23 protein-coding genes and 1 pseudogene are annotated in these 21,268 nt (G+C 52.0%); all 24 read left to right on the top strand.

All coding sequences use genetic code 11. The features are described from left to right. The 24 genes and pseudogenes from ACMGGX_RS22150 (at position 1) to ACMGGX_RS22035 (ending at position 21,257) form a co-directional block, all read left to right on the top strand. Positions 1 to 993 (top strand): terminase small subunit, encoded by a 993-nt coding sequence (locus tag ACMGGX_RS22150; RefSeq protein ID WP_420299028.1) that lies wholly within the window; start codon positions 1 to 3, stop codon positions 991 to 993. Beyond that, on the top strand, positions 971 to 2,278 hold the full coding sequence (locus ACMGGX_RS22145; RefSeq protein ID WP_085841759.1) for a terminase large subunit domain-containing protein: 1,308 nt from the start codon (positions 971 to 973) through the stop codon (positions 2,276 to 2,278). Before ACMGGX_RS22150 ends, ACMGGX_RS22145 begins: the two co-directional genes overlap by 23 nt. Before the next feature lies 1 nt (position 2,279). After that, positions 2,280 to 3,668 carry a DUF4055 domain-containing protein gene (locus tag ACMGGX_RS22140; RefSeq protein WP_420299027.1) on the top strand — a complete coding sequence of 463 codons (1,389 nt, stop codon included), beginning with the start codon at positions 2,280 to 2,282 and terminating at the stop codon, positions 3,666 to 3,668. A gap of 1 nt (position 3,669) precedes the next feature. Next, the gene (locus tag ACMGGX_RS22135; protein WP_420299026.1) at positions 3,670 to 4,767 is read left to right on the top strand and encodes a phage minor head protein; all 1,098 of its coding nucleotides are present in this window, start codon (positions 3,670 to 3,672) and stop codon (positions 4,765 to 4,767) included. 80 nt (positions 4,768 to 4,847) lie between these two features. After that, a complete protein-coding gene (locus tag ACMGGX_RS22130; RefSeq protein ID WP_024907199.1) occupies positions 4,848 to 5,618 on the top strand; it encodes a hypothetical protein in 771 nt (256 codons plus the stop codon). Positions 5,619 to 5,629: 11 nt separating this feature from the next. Then, positions 5,630 to 6,583, top strand: a complete 954-nt coding sequence (locus tag ACMGGX_RS22125) for a major capsid protein (protein ID WP_420299025.1) — start codon at positions 5,630 to 5,632, stop codon at positions 6,581 to 6,583. A gap of 8 nt (positions 6,584 to 6,591) precedes the next feature. Beyond that, positions 6,592 to 6,864 (top strand): Ig-like domain-containing protein, encoded by a 273-nt coding sequence (locus tag ACMGGX_RS22120; protein WP_420299024.1) that lies wholly within the window; start codon positions 6,592 to 6,594, stop codon positions 6,862 to 6,864. A gap of 36 nt (positions 6,865 to 6,900) precedes the next feature. After that, on the top strand, positions 6,901 to 7,383 hold the full coding sequence (locus ACMGGX_RS22115) for a DnaT-like ssDNA-binding protein (RefSeq protein ID WP_420299023.1): 483 nt from the start codon (positions 6,901 to 6,903) through the stop codon (positions 7,381 to 7,383). Further along, positions 7,383 to 7,733 carry a hypothetical protein gene (locus tag ACMGGX_RS22110; RefSeq protein ID WP_420299022.1) on the top strand — a complete coding sequence of 117 codons (351 nt, stop codon included), beginning with the start codon at positions 7,383 to 7,385 and terminating at the stop codon, positions 7,731 to 7,733. The genes ACMGGX_RS22115 and ACMGGX_RS22110 overlap by 1 nt, the downstream gene beginning before the upstream one ends. Position 7,734: 1 nt before the next feature. Continuing rightward, positions 7,735 to 8,319, top strand: a complete 585-nt coding sequence (locus tag ACMGGX_RS22105; RefSeq protein ID WP_420299021.1) for a hypothetical protein — start codon at positions 7,735 to 7,737, stop codon at positions 8,317 to 8,319. Continuing rightward, positions 8,316 to 8,726 (top strand): DUF4128 domain-containing protein, encoded by a 411-nt coding sequence (locus ACMGGX_RS22100; RefSeq protein WP_420299020.1) that lies wholly within the window; start codon positions 8,316 to 8,318, stop codon positions 8,724 to 8,726. Before ACMGGX_RS22105 ends, ACMGGX_RS22100 begins: the two co-directional genes overlap by 4 nt. Positions 8,727 to 8,792: 66 nt before the next feature. Further along, complete coding sequence (locus ACMGGX_RS22095; RefSeq protein WP_420299019.1) at positions 8,793 to 9,464, top strand: phage tail protein; 672 nt, start codon at positions 8,793 to 8,795, stop codon at positions 9,462 to 9,464. A gap of 64 nt (positions 9,465 to 9,528) precedes the next feature. Further along, complete coding sequence (locus tag ACMGGX_RS22090; RefSeq protein ID WP_038419624.1) at positions 9,529 to 9,840, top strand: phage tail assembly chaperone; 312 nt, start codon at positions 9,529 to 9,531, stop codon at positions 9,838 to 9,840. Next, positions 9,837 to 10,148 (top strand): DUF1799 domain-containing protein, encoded by a 312-nt coding sequence (locus tag ACMGGX_RS22085; RefSeq protein WP_274243259.1) that lies wholly within the window; start codon positions 9,837 to 9,839, stop codon positions 10,146 to 10,148. The genes ACMGGX_RS22090 and ACMGGX_RS22085 overlap by 4 nt, the downstream gene beginning before the upstream one ends. Continuing rightward, positions 10,148 to 13,060: a phage tail tape measure protein gene (locus tag ACMGGX_RS22080; RefSeq protein WP_420299018.1), complete on the top strand. Its 2,913-nt coding sequence runs from the start codon at positions 10,148 to 10,150 to the stop codon at positions 13,058 to 13,060. The genes ACMGGX_RS22085 and ACMGGX_RS22080 overlap by 1 nt, the downstream gene beginning before the upstream one ends. Positions 13,061 to 13,135: 75 nt before the next feature. After that, on the top strand, positions 13,136 to 13,939 hold the full coding sequence (locus tag ACMGGX_RS22075; RefSeq protein ID WP_420299017.1) for a DUF6694 family lipoprotein: 804 nt from the start codon (positions 13,136 to 13,138) through the stop codon (positions 13,937 to 13,939). 54 nt (positions 13,940 to 13,993) lie between these two features. Further along, positions 13,994 to 14,341 carry a phage tail protein gene (locus ACMGGX_RS22070; protein ID WP_420299016.1) on the top strand — a complete coding sequence of 116 codons (348 nt, stop codon included), beginning with the start codon at positions 13,994 to 13,996 and terminating at the stop codon, positions 14,339 to 14,341. Next, the gene (locus ACMGGX_RS22065; RefSeq protein ID WP_420299015.1) at positions 14,338 to 15,093 is read left to right on the top strand and encodes a phage minor tail protein L; all 756 of its coding nucleotides are present in this window, start codon (positions 14,338 to 14,340) and stop codon (positions 15,091 to 15,093) included. The genes ACMGGX_RS22070 and ACMGGX_RS22065 overlap by 4 nt, the downstream gene beginning before the upstream one ends. 1 nt (position 15,094) lies before the next feature. After that, the gene (locus ACMGGX_RS22060) at positions 15,095 to 15,817 is read left to right on the top strand and encodes a C40 family peptidase (protein ID WP_420299014.1); all 723 of its coding nucleotides are present in this window, start codon (positions 15,095 to 15,097) and stop codon (positions 15,815 to 15,817) included. After that, complete coding sequence (locus tag ACMGGX_RS22055) at positions 15,817 to 16,407, top strand: tail assembly protein (RefSeq protein ID WP_420299013.1); 591 nt, start codon at positions 15,817 to 15,819, stop codon at positions 16,405 to 16,407. The genes ACMGGX_RS22060 and ACMGGX_RS22055 overlap by 1 nt, the downstream gene beginning before the upstream one ends. A gap of 60 nt (positions 16,408 to 16,467) precedes the next feature. Further along, on the top strand, positions 16,468 to 17,034 hold the full coding sequence (locus ACMGGX_RS22050; RefSeq protein WP_420299012.1) for a hypothetical protein: 567 nt from the start codon (positions 16,468 to 16,470) through the stop codon (positions 17,032 to 17,034). 62 nt (positions 17,035 to 17,096) lie between these two features. Next, the gene (locus ACMGGX_RS22045; RefSeq protein ID WP_420299011.1) at positions 17,097 to 20,282 is read left to right on the top strand and encodes a host specificity protein J; all 3,186 of its coding nucleotides are present in this window, start codon (positions 17,097 to 17,099) and stop codon (positions 20,280 to 20,282) included. Continuing rightward, positions 20,282 to 20,583, top strand: a pseudogene (locus tag ACMGGX_RS22040) (hypothetical protein). The gene ACMGGX_RS22045 and the pseudogene ACMGGX_RS22040 overlap by 1 nt, the downstream one beginning before the upstream one ends. Continuing rightward, the gene (locus ACMGGX_RS22035; RefSeq protein ID WP_420299010.1) at positions 20,583 to 21,257 is read left to right on the top strand and encodes a hypothetical protein; all 675 of its coding nucleotides are present in this window, start codon (positions 20,583 to 20,585) and stop codon (positions 21,255 to 21,257) included. The pseudogene ACMGGX_RS22040 and the gene ACMGGX_RS22035 overlap by 1 nt, the downstream one beginning before the upstream one ends. Positions 21,258 to 21,268: the final 11 nt, after the last annotated feature.

Below are 21,268 nucleotides of genomic sequence, written 5' to 3'. Positions count from 1 at the left end.
ATGGCAAAACCGGACTGGGGCGAGCTTCAGCAACGGTTCCTGTCCGACCATGCCGCAACCGGCGTATCACCAAAGGAATGGTGTGAAGCGCAGGGACTGAACTACGCTACCGCCCGTCGATATATAAAAAAACCTTCTGCGCAAACTGCGCAAAAACCTGCGCAGAAAAAAATGCGCACTGCGCAGAAAGATAAAAGCGCAAATGAGCTGGTGGATGATGATGGACTTACAGCTCAGCAGCGCTTATTTGTCGCGGAGTACCTGAAGGACAACAACGCCACCGCTGCCGCTGCACGTGCTGGCTATAGTGACCCAAATTACGGTCGTCAGCTCATGGCGTATCCTAACGTTGCGCAGGCTATTGCGCAGCAACAGAAAGCCTCCATTGTGCGCACGCTTGGCAGTGCCGATGAAGTGCTCGCGCAGATGTGGCAACTCGCCACTTTCGATGCAAATCAGCTTTCACAGTATCGCCGCGGAGCATGTCGTTATTGTTGGGGCTTTGGTCACCACTACCAGTGGCGCGATGCTGTTGAGTTTGATGAGGAAACGGCAAAAGTCGAGGGAAGGGAAGGTGCCAGGCTGCCGCAGGATACTGGCGGCTATGGTTACGACCACAACCGACAACCTAACCCAGAATGCCCGCGCTGCAATGGTGACGGCATTGGCCAGCCTTACTTCCCTGATACACGCAAACTCCCGGCTGCTTCTCGTCTCGCTTACTCCGGTGTGAAGGTCGGCAAAAATGGCATCGAAATCACAGCAATCAGCCGTGAGCGCATGTTCGAAGCGGTAATGAAGCGCCTTGGCCTGGCTGATAGCGAATTTGCGCAGCGCCTGCAGCAGATTGAAATCGAACGCCGGCAACTGGAGGTCGAGAAACTCCGTAAAGAGCTGGCCGGTGATGGTGAGGACGACGAACCAACCCCAGTGCAGATCAATATCAACGTAGTGGATGCGAGGGCAAACGATGGGGATCAGCCCGACACTTAATATTCCTCAGGCGCGCTTCCTTGCTATGCAGCACAAATTCAAAGCCTACGTTGCCGGGTTCGGTTCCGGTAAGACGTGGGTGGGGTGTGGCGGCATCTGCAAAGGGATGTGGGAACACCCGAAGATTAACCAGGGTTATTTCGCGCCGACGTACCCGCAGATTCGTGACATCTTCTACCCGACGATTGAAGAAGTGGCCTTCGACTGGGGACTGAGTGTGAAAATCAACGAGGGGAACAAAGAGGTTCACTTCTACGAGGGGCGACGGTACCGCGGGACGACAATCTGCCGCTCAATGGAGAAGCCCGGTTCAATAGTCGGTTTCAAAATTGGTAATGCGATGGTGGATGAGCTGGATGTCATGGCGGCGGCCAAAGCACAGCAGGCCTGGCGAAAAATCATCGCCCGTATGCGTTACAAGGTTGATGGGCTACGTAATGGCATCGATGTAACGACAACGCCAGAAGGGTTCAAGTTCGTCTACCAGCAGTTCGTGAAGGCGGTACGTGAAAAGCCAGAGCTTGCGGCTCTATACGGACTGATCCAGGCCAGCACGTTCGACAATGCGAAGAATCTACCGCCTGATTACATCCCATCGCTGCTGAGCTCTTACCCTGACGAACTGATTCAGGCCTATCTGCGCGGGAAGTTCACCAACCTTAACAGCGGGACCATCTACCACACCTTCAACCGTAAGCTGAATAACTGTTCTGACGAGATTCAGGATGGGGATCCGCTGTTCATTGGTATGGACTTCAACGTGGGAAAAATGGCCGCGATTGTTCACGTTAAGCGTAATGGCCTGCCGCGTGCGGTTCGTGAGCTGGTCAAGGTCTATGACACGCCGGCGATGATTAAGCGCATTCAGGAAGAGTTCTGGCGCTACGAGGATGGTCGCTACGTTAAAAACCGGGAGATTTACATCTATCCGGATGCATCAGGGGACTCACGCAAATCGCAGAACGCCAGCAAGACCGATATTGCCCAGCTTAATGATGCCGGGTTCAGCGTCATTGTTGATGATGCCAACCCGCCGGTTAAAGACCGCATCAACTCGATGAACGCCATGTTCTGTAACGCCAACGGCGAGCGCCGCTATTTGGTTAACGTGCAAAACTGCCCGGTTTATACCGAGAGCCTTGAGCAGCAAATCTGGGCGGCAAATGGCGAACCGGACAAATCAGCAGATAACGATCACCCCAATGATGCTGGTGGGTACTTCATCGTGAAGGATTACCCGATCGTGAAACCGGCATACTCAATCACCATGGACACCACTTTCTGATATGGCAAACGACGACATCACCTGGGTTCGACCAGAACACCGGGCGGCTTCTGCTGCCTGGCGGAAATACAGGGACTTTTGCAAAGGAGCTGAGGCCGTAAAGGCAGCGGGTAATAAGTACCTGCCTTATCTCGACCCAACTGATAAATCCACACGCAATCGCAAGCGCAATGAGGACTATCTGAGCCGCGCGGTGTTCTATGCCATTGCCGGTAATACGAAAATCGGCATGCTTGGGATGGCGTATCGCAAGGACCCCACGTTTAACGGCCCTGAAAAGCTCAATTACCTGTTGGACAATGCTGACGGTGCCGGCACCAGTATTTATCAGCAGTCGCAACTGGTGGCCGAGAACGTGCTGGAAGTTGCTCGAGAGGGGCTTTATGTCGATTACGCAGAAGCCTCCGATGAGGCGATCATTCTCCGCTATCCGGCAGAGAACATTATCAACTGGCGAACAAAGCGAATTAACGGACGCGATCAGCTGGTGCTTGTGGTCCTGCGCGAATGCGTAGAAGAGCCGGATGGCTATGCTTACAAGGATGAAATCCAGTACCGCGAGCTGGCGCTGGAAGAAGGGCGGTTCATCTGCCGGGTATGGCGCCGGGCTGGTGGCACTGCAAGCGGAACCTACACCGTTGACAGCGAATATCATCCAAAGCCTAAAGGAAACGACTACTGGGATGAAATTCCGTTTACCTTCGTCGGCGCCCAGAACAACGATCCCACAATTGATGATTCACCGCTGGCCGCGCTGGTGGAGATAAACCACGGTCATTACCGAAACAGCGCTGACTATGAGGACAGCGTGTGGTTCTGTGGCCAGGTGCAGCCCTATATGACCGGACTTGATAACAACTGGCGCGATCATCTCGAGAAGAAGGGCGTGAAAATTGGTTCCCGATCACCGCTTTTACTTCCTAAGGAAGGCTCGTTTGGATATGCCCAGGCGCAGCCGAACATGCTGGCTAAAGAGGCCATGGACAGTAAGCGCGATTACATGGTGCAGCTGGGCGCCCGACTGATTGAGCAGAACGCCACGGCGAAGACGGCAACCCAGGCGAGTGGTGAGCAAACATCCTCAACATCAGTGCTCGGTATCTGCGTCTCAAACGTTTCTGAGGCCTATACGCTGGCGCTTGGCTGGTGTGCGAAATACCTCGGCATTAAGGGCGAAACGACGAGTTACACCATCAACCAGGAATTCATAGCGAAGGTTGCCGAGTCAGGCATGGTGACGGCGATCGTCAACGCCTGGCAGTCCGGTGCGCTGCGCGATAGCGATATGATTCGCGCACTGCAGAAGCTTGACCTCATTGACCCGGCCGACAGTCCGGACGAGGTTATTGATGCGCTTCGCAATCAGGCACCAACGTTGACGGGAGGCTGATATGGCCACCATTAACGAAAGTCTGCGCGATGAGTCGATCGCACATTCCGTCTGGTTAAGCCGCTACGCCACTGGCGTGGCAAACCGGATGGTGAAGTTGCTTAACGAGACGGACGCGGATCTGTCAGCCCGCCTGCTCGATGCGCTGGAGAGATTGCCTGCTGAGAGCTTCACCGTTAGCCGTCTGGAGAGTTTACTGGGCAGCGTGCGCGATCTTAACCATCAGGTCATAGCGACCATGCAGGCAGGGCTTGAGAATGAGCTGGTGGCTCTGGCAAAGAACGAAGCCAGTTATCAGCTGAGCCTGTTCGATTCCCTTCTTCCATCACAGGTGCTGGCGCGATATCCGCTGCAGGGCATTACAGGCGACATAGTGTATGCCGCAGCAATGGCGCAACCCTTTCAGGGACGATTACTGAGTGAGTGGGCGGCGAATCTGGAATCGGACAGGCTGGCACGGATCGTGAACGCCGTCCGCCGGGGTTATCTTGCCGGCGACACGGTAGAAACTATAGCCCGCAATGTTCGTGGCCACGCCAACAAAGACTATCGCGACGGCGCGCTGCAGATGAGCAGGGCAAATGCCGCCAGCATCGCTAAAACAGCCGTGAATCATCTGGCTGCCACAGCACGCAACAGCTTCACCAGTGCCAACAGCAATATTGTTAAAGGCAAACAGTGGCTGTCTACGCTGGACAATAAAACCAGCCACGACTGCATTATTCGTGACCTGCTGCGCTATACCCTGGATAACAAACCGGTCGGGCATAAGGTGCCTTATCTACAGGGACCCGGGAAGATTCATTTCTGCTGCCGTTCCACTGAAACTTTGATCCTCAAGTCCTGGCGCGAACTCGGCATTGATATTGACGAGATGGACGAGGGCACTCGTGCCAGTATGGATGGGCAGGTGCCAGGGAAAACCTCGTATCTGGAATGGCTCGCGCGTCAGCCCGCTCAAAGACAGGATCAGGTTTTAGGCGTCGAGCGCGGCCGTCTGTTCCGAGCCGGTGAAATCAACCTGGCTGACATGTTCACTGACAAAGGCGAATGGATCAGCCTGGAACGTCTGAAGCAGCTCTCAGGTACTGACTACTAACAACCATTACTTTCTTCACGCCCTGGCATCCGCCGGGGCTTTTTTATGGGCTAGGCCCGGCAAAATCCCGAGGGGAAAATATGTTAATTAGAAACATGCTTCTGAAATTCTATGCACCAGAAAGCGGCGGCGAGGGCAGCGGTGGCGGTGGTATCGAAATCACCCCAGAAATCCAGAAGCTGATTGATGAGCGTGTGACCAGCGAAGTCACTGGCCTGAAATCGAAAAACTCTGAGCTGCTGGGCACCATAAAACAGCAGAAAGAAAACCTGTCCCGCTTCGATGGTATCGACCCTGATGCAGTGCGCGGGATCCTGCAGCGTTTTTCCGACGACGAAGAGGCAAAGCTGATTGCCGCCGGAAAAATCGATGAGGTGCTCGATAAGCGCACCGAGCGTCTGCGTGCTGACGTTGATAAGCAGATTAAAGCCGCAAATGAACGCGCGGACAAAGCCGAAGCGTTCTCCAACAAATTTCGGGATCGAGTTCTGGGGGATGCAATCCGTGCAGCAGCATCCAAAGCTGGCGCGCTGCCGGAAGCATCGGACGATCTGATTCTGCGTGCCAAAGGCACATTCCAGCTCAACGACGAAGGCGAGGCCGTAGCAGTTGATGCAAATGGCGATGTTCTGTTCGGTAAAGACGGCAAAACCCCACTAAGCCCGCTTGAGTGGGCGGAGTCTCTTAAGGAGACGGCTCCGCATCTGTTCCCACGCGCGGAAGGCACCGGCGCGGGCGGACACAAACCAAACGGCGGTGGCAGCCTGAAACGTTCCGAAATGAGCGCCAGCGACAAAGCGGACTACATCCGCAAGCATGGCCAGCAGGCCTTCCTCAAACTTCCGAAATAAGGGATTAACCCATGTCTACCACTGTTAATAGTGACCTGATCATTTATGACGATCTGGCGCAGACCGCTTTCCTCGAGCGTCGCCAGGACAACCTGGCAATTTTCAACGCCTCTTCCAACGGAGCGATCCTGCTGGATAACGAGCTGATCGAAGGCGATTTTCGCAAGCGTGCGTTCTACAAGGTAGGCGGCTCTATCGAATCGCGTGACGTTAACTCCACCGATAAAGTGACGGGTAAGAAGATTGGTGCCGGTGAAGCCGTATCGGTCAAAGCGCCGTGGAAATACGGTCCATACGAAACTACTGAAGAAGCGTTCAAACGCCGCGGCCGCTCGGTTGACGAGTTCTCAGAAGTGATCGGTACTGATGTTGCTGACGCGACGCTGGAAGGTTACGTGAAATATGGCCTGAAAGCGCTAACGGCTGCAATTGGCGCTAACGCTGACATGGTTGTCACCGCTGATATCGAAACTGACGGTAAAAAGACTCTGACGCGCGGCCTGCGCAAATATGGGGACAAGTTCAACCGCGTGGTGCTCTTCGTTATGCACTCCGCCACCTACTTCGACATCGTGGATGAGGCGATCGCCAACAAAATCTACGAAGAAGCAGGCGTGGTGGTCTACGGTGGCCAACCAGGTACGCTGGGTAAACCTGTGCTGGTGACCGATAGCATGGACGCGGATGCGATTCTTGGGCTGGTGGCCGGAGCTGTTACCGTCACCGAGTCTCAGGCGCCGGGGTTCCGTTCCTACGACATCAACGATCAGGAAAACCTGGCGATCGGGTACCGTGCTGAAGGCGTGGTGAATGTCGACCTGCTGGGTTACAGCTGGGATACCTCCAAAGGTGATAACCCAGACCTGACCAAAATCGGCACTGCAGGAAACTGGAAGAAGCACTTCACCAGCAACAAATCGACGGCTGGTGTACTGATTAAACTGGGATCCGCAGCGGGGGAGTAACGCTGTCAGTGGATAAAACCTCCGCAACCGCTGACAGCACCGATGCGGTCACCATATCTCTGAAGTACACGCTAAACGGCGCAGGTGTTTCCGGCAAAACCGTTGCCTGGAGTTCAACGGGCGGCGCGCTTAGCACGGCCAGTTCTCAGACCGGCTCTGCTGGTGGGGCGACGGTCAAACTTACCTCTGATACGGCAGGTACTTTCACAGTCACTGGTACTGTTGATGGTATTGCTAAATCGAGTGAGGAAATCACCTTCACCGCACCTGCTGCAGGCTAACCGATGGGGCGTAAGCCCCATTCAACGGATGCTCAGATGATTAATACTGATATCACCGCCGCTGACGTTAACAGTTACGCCAGCGAAGATGAACTGGCGTCATTTGCCGCGCTGAGAGGGATTGAGCTGCCTGAAAAGCTCGCGCCGTTACTGATTAAGGCGATGGACTATCTGGAAGGGCTTGATTGGGTAGGTTCCAAAGCAGACCCTCGACAGCCGCTGGCATGGCCACGCGTGAATGTCGTTCTGGATGAACATGATTTCCCGCCGGATGAAGTACCGCGGCAGGTTATCACCGCACAATGCATGCTGGCTATCGAGGCAATTGATGGCGATCTGCTTTCAAGCGTTCGTGAGGTCGCGGTTAAAACCGAACGTGTCGAAGGCGCCGTAACCATGACCTATGCGGTTGCCGATGGTGAGGTGTTCACACCATCCTACCCGGCGGTAATGGCTATTCTCGGCGACCTGGCTGGTGGGCGTGGATATGCAATCAATGCTATCGCGGAGCGCGCGTAATGGCCATCAACTATCAGCTAATGCAGGCGACAACGACTCGGATGCTCAAGCAGAACGGCATTGCATACAACGTCACGCGTAAGGGCTCGTTAATCGTCATCGGTGGTGTGGAGCATCGTTCCGATGATATCAAGTTCACCGCCACAGGAGTTAAGACGGATTACGCGCCAGGCGAAATTGATGGAACAGTCATTGAAAACGGCGATGTTCGGATTGTCTTCAGTGCTGAGAAGGACATTAAAACCGGCGATCTCATCGACGTGGACGGCGTAAGCCACCGCGTAGTTAAACCAAACCCCGTGAAACCGGGCGCAGTGGTGCTCTGCTACAAAGCTCAGTTGAGGGCATAACATGGACGATAATAAGGCGTTCACGGCTGCCATCACCGCGTTCGTGGACCAAGCCAAAGCGAATCAGGAAGCGGTCGTACGTGCTGTCGGCATTCGGATCCTTAATCAACTGGTAATGATGTCACCTGTCGGGAACCCCGAACTCTGGGGCATCAACCAGACGGCAGTTTCTTACAATCAGGCGGTATACGACCATAACGAAGCGCAAAAATCGGACCCTGCAAACCTGACTAAAACCGGACGACTTAAGAAGAAAGCTCGACTGGTGGATGGGATGGATATCAAAGCGCCGCACGGATATACCGGTGGACGGTTTCGGGGCAACTGGCAGGTGTCTTTTGATGCACCGACTACAGATGAAACAGGCCGTGTCGATAAAACCGGAAATCTGACAAAAGCCGCAGGGAATTACACCCTGTCGCTGTTCAAAGTCGGAATGAAGGCTATTTATTTCTGCAACAACGTCCCTTACGCGTATCGACTGGAGATGGGGCACTCTTCCCAGGCTCCGGGAGGCATGGTACGCATTACTGCTGCTGAGTTTCAGCGATTTTTTGAGGATGCAGTAAGGGAGGTGACTATATGATTCCCGATATCGCGGCGGCACTGGCCGCCAGGCTCGGCGAGTGGGCTGATGCTGAAGGGATCCCAGTTGCCTGGGAAAACGTGCCTTTCACACCGCCATCTCATGGGCTCTATCTTGCTGTCCATGACATGCCTGCCACACCGCGTACGCTAGACCTTGGTTTGCGCTGCCGCATTTATTCAGGTGTATACCAGATTAACGTTGTGGCCCCAGCCGGCACAGGCCGTACCGATGTTGTGGCTCTGGCTGACCGCGTGGCTGAATTGTTCCCCGAGGGGCAGGAGATTGAAGGCAGGGGTTTTACATGCTGGATAGATCAAACGCCTGGTGTTTTCCGCGGTATCACTACTTCTGTCTCTTATACCGTTCCCGTTAGTCTCAATTATCGAGCTGATATCTCCAGCTAATCCTTGCAATCTTCTAAACCTGACCGGCACTTTGCCGGTTTTCCCGTTTTTAAAGGAGTAACCAATATGGGCTTTGCATTGCCTAACGGCGCTCACGTCTATCTGGCATCGGGTTATGGCCCAGCCATTACTTTCACCGGGGCGACGAACGCCGATAATATGGTGATCACCGTGAGTGAAGCGGACGCACTCAAGGTGGGTGATATTGTTCATGTGAACTGCAACTGGTCCGGTGTTGATAACGTCATTGCAAAAATTGATGCGATTGCCGAAAGCGCCGTAACTCTTCGCAATATCAATACCACCAACAAAAACAAATATGCCGCTGGTGGCGGTACCGGTTCGATCCGCAAGGTACTTGAATGGACCGAGCTGCCACAAATTACTGAGGTGTCGAAATCTGGTGGCGATCAGAACACCACACAGATTCAGTTCCTGAGCGACGACCGCCAGCGAAACCTGAATACCTACAAATCCGCAGTCTCTCAGACCTACTCGATCGCTCACGACTCAACTCTCCCGGTATATCCGTTGCTGCGCCAACTGGACGAAGACGAAGAGACGGTTGCGGCTTACATGTACGTGCCGAAGGCGAAGGAAAACCGTTACTGGGCGGCCACGGCATCTTTTGACGACACGCCGACTACTGCGGTTAACGAGGTAGAGACAGTAAGTGTGGTGCTGAACCTGCAGTCACCGGCGATGACGTTCTACAAGGTGACTGACGCTGCCGTCTAACCCGTCAGAGCTTTTACTATTCCATGCCTCCCATAATGGAGGCTTTTTTCGTTAAGAGGTATCGATGGCGACCAAATTCACCCTTCAGCCCAAACCTACATTCAAGGCCAATGTCTCGATCCCCCGAGCTGGCGATGAGGATGGCGTTCTGACGTTCACGTTCAATCACAAGCCACTTAAAGAGCTGGCTGATCTGGAAAAACTCGAAGGCAAAACCGCCACTGATTTTCTGATGGAAATCATTTCTGGCTGGGCACTTCCCGATACATTCAACGCGGAAAACCTGTCGGTGCTGCTGGAAAACTATCCGGCGGCAATGAAGGCCATCCCGGAAACCTACTACCGCGAGCTGATGGGGCAGCGTGAAAAAAACTGATAGCGGTTGCCTCTGCGTTCTATACGCCTGAACCCACCGCGGCAGATCTGGCGCCTTACGGACTTACGCCGGATGACTATGACGATAATTTCGTAGATGTCTGGCCCGATATCTGGCCTTCATTCCTTGTATTTCAGGCTGTCAGCACGCAATGGCGAACGGGAATGGGCGGTGCGTCCGGGCTCGACTATAACGTTTTGCCCTGGGTAATGCGTCTGCACAACATCGACGACGAGGCAACCGCGCTTTCGGACATCCGGGTGATGGAAAGTGCTGCGCTAAAAATTATGCATAAAGAGAGGGCGTAATGAGTAACGATATCGCCACGATTTCCCTGCGTGTAAATACCAGTGAGCTGGAGCGCGGTAATCAGGCACTGGATCGCTTTCAGGAGACCGCGTCCGCCGCGGCAGGTAAAGCGGATGACCTGAACAGTACGTTCCGCACCGGTATCGACAACCAGAAGAAGAACAGCGAAAGCCTGAAGCAACAGCGCCAGGAGCTGCAGAACCTGCTGAATAAAATTAGCCCGGTAAACAAGGCGCTGGATGAACTGGACACGATCCAGGAGAGCCTGGCGAAGTTTCGCGGTAAAGGGCTAGTGGGAGATGAGGACTTTACTCGCTACAACAGCGTGCTTGAGACGACACGGGCTAAACTGGCGCAGGTCATGGAGTCTGAGACCGCAGAGGGGCGGGCTCGCATTGAGCAGGCTCAGGCAGCGCAGCGTGCCGCTGCGGCGGGCAAAACCTTTATCGATTCGCTGGAAGAGCAGGTCACAGCAATCGGAAAAACTCGCGCAGAACTGTTAGAGCTAAAAGCAGCCCAACTTGGCGTGTCCGATCGTGCTGCACCGATGATCGCCCGACTGAAAGAGCAGGAGGAAGCGTGGAAGTCAGGAGCGATCAGCGCTGGGCAATACCGCAACGCGATGCGTTATCTACCAATGCAAATGACCGACATCGTAACTTCATTGGCGTCCGGTATGCCGGTTTATATGGTAGCCATTCAGCAGGGCGGCCAGCTGCGCGATTCGTTTGGCGGTGTAGGCAATGCTCTGAAAGCGATGTTGTCGATGGTGACTCCTGCCCGAGTGGCCATTGGTGGCCTGGCCGGTGCTGTTCTGATTGCTGCAAAAGCGGGAGCGGACTACTTCACAGCCTACGACGAAATTAACAAGGCCATTATCAGGACAGGCAACATTGCTGGCACTTCAGCGCTCCAGGTTATGGCTTCCTCTCAGTCGATTGCTGCCTCTACTGGCGCTACTGTAGAAACCATTCAGAGTCTGATGACTGAACTGATTAGCATGGGTTCGCTCACACAGCAGCAGCTTGAAAAAGCGGCGGGCTCTACGGCACTTGCAGTTCAAACCGGTATTGTTTCGGCGCAGGACATCACCAAGGCATATCAGGATATTGAAAAGGATCCGGTTAAAGCCCTTCAGAGCCTAAACGAACAATACAACTTCCTGACTGTTTCGCAGCTTAAGCACATTGATGAACTGGTGAAGCAGAAGGACCGGACCGCTGCAGTTACACAGGCCATGGACCTGTTTGGCGATACGATGGCACAACGTGGAGAACAGGCTTACGACTCGCTGACGCCGTTTGGTCGCCTGTGGCTGGATATCAAAGACTGGGCGTCTGAGGCCATGCATAGTATCGGCCAGTGGGTAGCAGAGCTGGCATCAAACACACTGAAGGAATTCAACGCAATTTATTACAGCGTTGCGATCGTTTTCCAGAAGCTGAACCAGATTATTTCTTCCTCGATTGCCGCAGCGATTAATCTCATTCCTGACTGGGCGAAAACGGATACTCTGCAGGGATGGCAGGACTATAACGAACAAATGGCCGGTGCTTATGGCGACAGCGTCTCTCAACTGAAAAAAGACTGGGATGCTGCAGACATTAGTGCAAGTAAATACCTTGATACCACCCGCAAGATAAAAACCGCGACAACTCAGAAGGATCGGGAAGAGGTCGCTGCTTTTGGCAAAAAGACGAAAACCGGTAAGCAGGGTACTTTATCGGCTGGGGATCGTAGCATGGATGGCGCCCAGGCCGAGTTGTTAGCGCTTCAGGCGCAGTTACGAGCCCTGCAGCAGCATAAAGGGCTGAACGATACTATTAGCCAACAGCGCAAAGACCTCTGGACTACGGAAGCGAAATTTCAGGTGCTGGAAGAGGCCTCCCGGTCTCGCGCTCTGACAAAGCAAGAGCAATCCCTGCTGGCGAGTAAAGACCAGGTGCTTCAGTTGGCACGGCAGAAAGCCCTGTTAGGTGATCAGATTACCGCACAGGAACAGCTGAACAAGCGAATGAATACCTCGCAGAAATATGTCACTCAGATGGAAGAGAAGCAGGCCGCATTAGTGAACGGTGCCGGGATGAGTGACCGTCAGGCACAACGAGAGCTGGCAAAGAGCCAGCTCTCTTCTGGCTGGATCAACTCCGGCGGTAGGCTTGACGACGAGGGCTATCAGAAGCAGCTTAAAGCGGCGAATGATTACTATGATGCAGAGGACAAGTTGCGTGGCGACTGGTTGACCGGCGCGAAAAAGGGATGGGCTGATTTTGAAGACAGCGCGACCAATGTGTACTCCCAGGTGCAGACGGTTACTAGTAACGCGTTCACCGGGATGGCCAGTACCCTGACTGATTTCTTCACAACAGGTAAATCTAACTTCTCAGATTTTCTTTCCACTTTCCTCAAGGGCATCGCCCAGATGTTGACTCAACTGGCTCTGGTTAATGGAATGAAGTCAGCGTTTGGTGGAACCGGTATCGGCGCATTCTTTGGTTTTTCAGGTGGTGGTTTGGTCCCCGGTTTTGATGGAGGCGGCTACACGGGAGATGGCGGTAAATACCAACCGAAAGGCGTTGTACACGGCGGTGAGTTTGTGTTTACGAAGGAAGCGACCCGTGCACTGGGTGTCGGTAATCTGTATGCGCTTATGCGTGGAGCTCAGGGGTATGCAAACGGCGGTTATGTTGGCCGCGCCCCGATGTATGGGCTGCAATCTTCGGCAACTGGCGGCGTAACCGTTCAAACGTCCGTGATCGTTCATAACCATAACACTCAGCAGCAGGCTTCTGATGACAGTGACGCCATTTCTCGGGCTTACAAGCAGACCATTGATCAGTCAGTACGCGCCGGTATAGCCAAACAGCTCCAGCCTGGAGGTCTCATCTGGAATGCAACGAAATCAAGATAAAGTGCCTCCGCAGATTTTGCCGTTATGCCAATTCCTGATAGGATTAATCTCAATTTTTACTGATGGAATAGGGACATGAAAAAAATTGTAGGTGTGTTATTTCTTTCCTTCTTATTAGCCGGGTGCGATAAACCTAAAATTGACTCATCAACTGATGACGCAATGAAATCATCTATAGCCAAGGTCAGAGAATCACTTCCGGAAAATAAACGGGAGGAATTTGATAATGCTTTAAAGGTCGTAGCGTTCAGTAACATTAATATGGCTGATCTGATGCGAGCATCGTCAGAAAGTGACAAAGAAGCTCTAAGCAAGAAGATGCGCGAGCCCCTGTCTGGCAAAACTGGTGAGGAAATCATCTCTTATGCTCAGCAAGTCACTGCCGAGAGGGAACTTAAGCAGAAAGAGCAGGCAATTCAGGAAATCAAAGAGCTTGAACAGAAAAAAGCTGACTCTGAGAAGGCCAAAGAAGAACTCAAAAAAGTACAGGTTCTATCATCTCGATTTAGCCTGGAACCTGAAGAGTATGGGAAGCCACAACCTATTATTCGCCTTGTTGTGAAAAACAATACTGATAAAGCTATTTCCCGTGTGTACTTCAATGGAGTGATAGCCAGCGATGGACGTTCAGTTCCATGGCTGGAAAAAGATTTTAACTACGAAATTGCTGGCGGGCTTGAACCGGGTGAAGAAGCTACTTGGGCATTGGCTCCGAATAAGTTTTCTGAATGGGGTCAGGTTGATGCTCCAGCTGATGCGGTCTTCACAGTTACAGTAACGAGAGTAAATGGTGCAAATAAAGAAGCGATGTTTGATGCTTCTGGCTTTACAGAGAAAGAAAACAGCAGGCTTGAAGATTTAAAGAAAAGATATCTTTGAGCTGACTTATCAACTTAACCCGCTTCGGCGGGTTTTTTTATGCCCGGAGGAAACATGGCGATCGAAATATTTAACTGGCGAACCCAGATTCAGGCGGGCACGGAAGGGGAGTTTACTTACGTAACGCGCTCTGCTTCCTTTGGAGACGGCTTTGAACAGATCGCCGGTGAAGGCATCAACCATGAAAAACAGTCATGGCCGATGACCTTAACGGGAAAAAAAGCTGAGATGCTTGCAGCTCTCGATTTCTGCCGCAAACACATCACAAAATCCTTTACCTGGACGTCTCCTGTCGGCGAAACCGGTTTATACCGGATTGAAGCTGATTCCATTAAAGTTCAGCCGCTATCCAGCAAAGTGATGACCATAAAAGCAACCTTCAAACAGGCATACGCACCATGATTACTGAAGATTATCAACGCCTCGAACCGGGTCAAAAAATACGTCTTCTTGAGGTAGACGGTTCTGCGTTTGGTCTGGACGACGTTCTGCGCTTTCACGCTTATAACCTCCCGCATACTGAAGAAGAGATTGCGGCTGCTGGTGGCGACGAATCAAAGTTAAAGGCGAAGAGTATCTGGTGGCAGGGCGAAGAGTATGGTGCCTGGCCATATAAGCTCGAGGGACTGGAAGCTTCAACCGATGGCAGTAGCGCCCAGCCGACGCTCACCGTTGCTAACATTGACAGCTCTATCACTGCGCTCTGTCTGGCCTACGACGATATGCTGCAGGCCAAAGTTACGATTCATGACACTTTCGCGCATTACCTGGATGCGCGCAATTTCCCGGATGGAAATCCAACAGCAGATCCCTTGCAGGTGAGAAAGCGGGTTTTCTATATCGACGGTAAAAATAGCGAGCTTCCCGGTGAAAGTATCGAGTTTGTTCTTACCAGCCCGATGGATCTGCAGGGATTGATGATTCCGACCAGACAGCTGCATTCTCTTTGCACATGGTGCATCCGGAACAAGTACCGCACCGGCGATGGGTGCGATTATGCCGGCACGCTTTACTTCGACAAAAACAACAATCCGGTAAGCGATCCCTCATTGGATGAATGCAACGGCACGCTCACCGCCTGCAAGCTTCGGTTTGGCGAACACAATGAACTTCCTTTCGGTGGTTTTCCAGGAACATCTTTGATCAGGAGTTAACATGCGTCAGAAAACAATTCAGGACATCCTGGCGCATGCTGCGAAAGACTATCCCCACGAATGCTGCGGCGTGATAGCGCAGAAAAGCCGGGTGGAACGCTATTTCCCATGCCGTAATCTGGCTGTCGAACCAACTGAACAGTTTCACCTTGCGCCAGAGGATTACGCTGCTGCTGAAGACTGGGGGACGATAACGGGAATCGTACATAGTCACCCTGATGCGACGACCCAACCAAGTGAACTGGACAAGGCTCAATGCGATGCAACGTTGCTGCCCTGGCATATTGTCAGTTGGCCGGAAGGAGACTTTCGTACCATTACTCCCCGCGGAGAATTGCCGCTGCTCGGGCGCCCGTTTGTGCTCGGACACTACGACTGTTGGGGGCTGGTGATGAGCTATTTCCGGCAGGAGCATGATGTCGAACTTCAGGATTACCGTGTTGATTATCCGTGGTGGGAGGACTCCTATCCGGATAATTTCTATCAGGATTGCTGGTACGAATGTGGGTTCCGAGAATTCAGAGGATCAGCAATGCCGGGCGATTTGATCATCATGCAGGTGGAATCGAATAAGTGGAACCATTCAGGGATATTGCTGGAGGGGAACATGCTTCTCCATCATCTTTATGGTCACCTCAGTCAACGTGTGCCATATGGAGGTTACTGGATGGAGAGAACCATGAAAATTGTCAGGCATAAAAGCCTAATCATGCAGGAGGGATAATGTGCGAATCCGTCCGTACTGTTCGCCTGTACGGTGTTCTAGGTAGTACGTTTGGCCGCGAATTCCAACTTTCGGTAGCCTCACCAAAAGAAGCCATCCGCGCATTGTGCGTTATCGTGCCAGGCTTCGAGCGTTTTTTGAATACCAGCAAGCAGCGCGGCCTAACCTACGCTGTTTTCAGCGGTAAGCGTAACCTGAACGATGATGAGCTCTCTATGGATCAGAGTACAGCTGACATCCGTATTGCGCCGGTTATCCTCGGGAGTAAACGTGGTGGAGTATTCCAGACCATCTTAGGCGTGGCTTTGGTCGCAGTTGGTGCTGTGGCGTCATACTTTGGCGGTGGTGCTGTCGGCGTTCCTCTAATGCAATTTGGCGCTGCGATGGCCCTTGGCGGTGTCGTTCAAATGCTTTCTCCACAGACAACAGGACTAGCCAGCAAGCAATCGGCAGACAACAAGGCCAGTTATGCCTTTGGTGGAGTAACCAATACGACAGCCCAGGGAAATCCGGTACCGCTTCTTTACGGCAAGCGACGAATCGGTGGTGCGATCATTTCTGCTGGCATTTATGTTGACGATCAGCAGTAGCTATAGTGCCAAGCTAAGAGTATCTTCTTGAAAGAACGCATTATATAACTGGAAATGCTTATGGATGGTTATGCTATAGACTTTCAAGATTTGCTTGGATTAAGAAAATTAAACGAGCCTGGTTTGGACAGAAGGGCGTTCACAGACTGGGCTGAAAACCAGATTTCTGCCGGCAATGAGTCTTCAAATCTTTTGATTTTGGCATCTTTGGGATTAGATAAGGAAATTTCGAAAGATGAGGTATTTCGCTACTTTGATGGCTACGTTGATGAGATTGGAGAAGTGTTGCCAACTGAACGAGTCGCGTTCATATTGGCAATGCGACTAACATTCAAAAAACTCGCCTATTCTGAACTTGAGGATGATGTCTGGAGTGAATTAACTAGAACTTTTGTTAAATGGTATGACTTGCCAAATGGCCTTTTATATAGAGTAATGACGTACTGGAGCGCATTGCATGATGATTTTACAAATAATTATGAATATGAGGTTGGGTATTATTACCTGAACTATCCGCGACACGGTGACATTCCTCGCTCGAAACAATTAGAGTACGTTCGTAATTGTGCAATTCGCTTTCTCCGTATTTTCGATGAACACTATTATTTTGGTTTGCTTATCAAATAATATTTAATTCAACATTGTTCTAATCATGGTCACCTATGGGTGGCTTTTTTTATGGGCGCAATATGGCTATAGCAACCGCTATTAAAGGCCGCAAGGGCGGCAGTTCAAGCTCAAGAACTCCTACAGAACAGCCAGACGATCTGCAGTCAGTAGCCAAGGCAAAAATCCTTCTCGCGCTGGGAGAGGGGGAGTTTGCTGGTGGCCTTACTGCGCGCGATATTTATCTCGATGGCACCGCACTTGAGAACGCAGATGGTTCACAGAACTTCAGCGGTGTGGCGTGGGAGTTTCGTTCTGGAACTCAGGCGCAAAAATACATTCAAGGGATCCCGGGTACCGAAAATGAAATCAATGTAGGCTCCGAAGTTTCCAGCTCTACAGCGTGGACGCGCACGTTCACCAATACGCAGCTTTCAGCTGTTCGCCTGCGTCTAAAATGGCCTTCCCTCTTCAAACAGGAGGATGATGGCGATCTGGTTGGCTATTCGGTCAACTACGCAATTGACCTTCAGACAGATGGCGGCTCCTGGCAGACAGTGCTAAATACTAGCGTGACAGGGAAAACCACCTCTGGCTATGAACGCAGCCACCGTATTGATTTAACTCAGGCAGGCAGCACCTGGACCATCAGGGTGCGCAAGATTACAGCTGACGCAAATAGCGCGAAGATTGGCGACACGATGACGCTGCAAAGCTTCACAGAAGTAATCGACGCCAAACTGCGCTATCCGAATACAGCGCTTTTGTACATTGAATTTGATTCGAGCCAGTTCAATGGCTCGATACCGCAAATATCCTGCGAGCCTCGCGGACGTGTTATTCGTGTGCCCGATAACTATGACCCAGAAACACGAACGTACAGCGGCATCTGGACGGGCGCTTTTAAGTGGGCATGGACAGATAACCCTGCGTGGATATTTTACGATCTGGTGGTCACTGACCGCTTCGGCCTTGGTAATCGGCTAACGGCAGCCAATATCGACAAATGGACGCTTTATCAGGTCGCTCAATATTGTGATCAACCGGTTCCGGATGGTAAGGGTGGTAGCGGAACTGAACCTCGTTACACCTGCAACGTATATATTCAGGATCGAAATGACGCTTACACCGTCCTGCGTGACTTCGCCGCCATTTTTCGAGGCATGACCTACTGGGGAGACGACCAGATTGTTGCCCTTGCAGACATGCCCAGAGATGTCGATTTTACCTACACGCATGCTAACGTTGTCGACGGCAAATTCGTATATTCCAGCAGCACAACCAAAAGTCGCTATACAAACGCTCTTGTATCCTGGTCTGATCCGGCAAATGGGTATGCTGATGCAATGGAGCCCGTCTTCGAACAGGCCCTGGTGGCACGCTATGGTTTCAACCAGCTTGAGATCACCGCCATCGGTTGCACCCGGCAGTCTGAGGCTAACAGAAAAGGGCGCTGGGGGATCCTGACCAACAATAAAGACAGGGTTGTAACGTTTGACGTTGGCTTGGACGGCAATATTCCTCAGCCGGGCTACATAATTGCCGTTTCTGACCGAAATCTTTCAGGGAGAGATTTAGGCGGTCGATTATCCGCGGTTAATGGTCGTGTACTCAAACTTGACCGGGTACCAAGTGCTAAGGCCGGTGACAGGATAATGGTAAACCTGCCGTCGGGTATTACCCAATCCCGTACGATTCAGTCCCTGTCAGGTGGAATGGTTACCGTGACAACCGCCTTTAGCGAGCTTCCACAGGCCGAGGCTGTATGGGTTATTGAATCTGATGAACTCTATGCACAGCAGTACAGGGTAATTAGTGTCACTGATAACAATGACGGGACATATACCATCACTGGAGCAAATCATGATCCGGATAAATATGCCCGTATCGATACAGGTGCCGTTATAGATCAGCGGCCGGTAAGTGTCATCCCTCCAGGTAATCAGTCGCAGCCAGTCAACATCGCGATCAGCTCGTTTTCGGTGATTCAGCAAAATATCAGCGTCGAAACCATGCGCGTAAGCTGGGACCAGGCACAAAATGCCATCGCCTATGAGGCGCAATGGCGCCGCAACGACGGAAACTGGGTTAATGTGCCGCGCAGTTCCACCACGTCATTCGACGTCCCGGGGATTTATGCCGGGCGCTACCTGGTGCGCGTGCGTGCTATCAACGCAGCGGAAATTTCTTCCGGATGGGGATATTCAGAAGAGAAGACGTTGACCGGCAAAGTTGGCAATCCTCCCAAGCCAGTGGGCTTTATGGCTACGGGCATTAACTGGGGTATTCGTCTGAACTGGGGGTTCCCGGAAAACACCGGCGATACCCTCAAAACAGAAATCCAGTACACGGCCAACAGCGATTTTTCCGATCCGTTGCTGCTATCGGACGTACCTTATCCATCTGCTGAATATACCCAGCTCGGGCTGAAAGCCGGGCAGGAATTCTGGTATCGCGCCCAGCTGGTTGACAGAACGGGTAACGAGTCCGGCTATACCGACTGGATCAGGGGAATGTCTAACGATAATGCTGATGATTATCTGGGTGAAATCGCAGACGATTTCCTTACCTCGGCCGACGGCGACCGTCTGACAAGCGATATTGATACCAATCTTGAAGCTGCAATGCAGAACGCGCTGGCCAACTATGGAACAGTTGAACATCAATGGGCGCAATACGGAGAAGTACGCGCCGATATCCTGGTTGTGAAAACGACTATTGCTGAGGTAGATAGGGCAATGGCCGAAATGTCGACACAGGTGCAGGCGCAGATCGACAACGTCACCGCTTCCCTGGAAGACAAGCTCACAGCCGTCGTCGATGCCTCTGGTGCTTCGGCAATCTACACCCTCAAAACAGGCGTGAGGATAAACGGCGTGATGTACAACGCCGGGATGTCGATTGCTGTGCTTGCTGAGGCCGGGAAACCGGTAGTTACCCGTATTGGGTTCAACGCTAATCAGTTTGTACTTATGAGTGGCAGTGGCGACGCGCAGTATTCACCGTTCGCGGTGGTTAATGGTCAGGTCTTTATGAGCTCAGCATTTATTCAGGATGGCACGATCACAAATGCCAAAATTGGCAATTTCATCCAGTCCAACAATTACGTTGCCGGACAATCCGGATGGAAACTGGATAAAGGTGGTACCTGGGAAAACTACGGTAGTGACGGTCAGGGTGCAAGAAAGACCACGAACATTACTGACAGCATCAGGGATGAGAACGGTGTCCTCCGCGTACAGATTGGCAAACTGACAGGAGTGTTCTGATGTCATGGGGTATACAAACATGGGATGCGAGTGGAAGTCCAAATAACTATGGCATTAAGCCAGTTTCGGTTGTTGGGCGTATTCCACTAGCGGCAGGGCAGAACTCAGGGGCATGGAGCTTTAGCCTACCTCAGGGGTTTAAAGTGGGGTTTGTTGTTTCTCTTGACGAGGGGGAAACAGTGTCGGACGCAGAATTGTAGCGAGCGGGAACACCATTGCTGTGACACCCGCATCAGAAACGGGCTTGGGCAATTATCCGGCATCTAAATGCGAGCTGATTATTTTTATGGAGAAAGCATAATGGCTGATTATGGTGCGATGATATTGATGGATAATGGAAATCCCTTTGTTACGCCGCAATCAACTCCATTCTGTCTCTACGGTAAATACACGTATAACTCCTCACCTAACGGCAGTTCACAGCAGGTAACGCAATATCTTTCTGTACTCGCAGATTATCCGGTAATGGTGTTTATCAAAACTACTGATACGGCGCAGCCGACACCAGTCATGTCATATCGACTCGGAGGAAATGTATATATTGGTGGTGTGAATCCGTATAACCAGAGCTTTACGCTTACTGCATACGTCTTCGCAATATTCCCGCAAACACTACCAGCGTGGGGATTTGCTATCTGGGATGCCACGGGAAAACTTGTTCTGACAAACGAATCAAGGGTGCTTTCTGATCTGCAAACAGTGGGCGATGCTGGTGCAAACGGAGGCATAAACATAGACCAGACACTGTCTGGATCTTGGGCTGTAGCTCCTGCACAGCTTGGTCAGACAATTATCACTAATAACGCGACCAAGCCTCCGACCATTTATACGATCAACGCGTATTCATCGTGCAGATTTAACGGAGGCAGTACAAGAATAAACGCAGGTGGGACATCAACCGGGACAGGATCACCAGGCGGAGGTACCAATACGGGGACGTCTTTGACCGCCATCAATACATCTGCTTACGATTAAACGATCGTTCA

Origin of the sequence: Enterobacter sp. BNK-29 (assembly GCF_048684785.1) — a bacterium.
Taxonomy (GTDB): Bacteria; Pseudomonadota; Gammaproteobacteria; order Enterobacterales; family Enterobacteriaceae; genus Enterobacter; species Enterobacter cloacae_M.
Note: the sequence above shows the minus strand (reverse complement) of the source record. Positions and strands in the feature narration are given on the sequence as shown.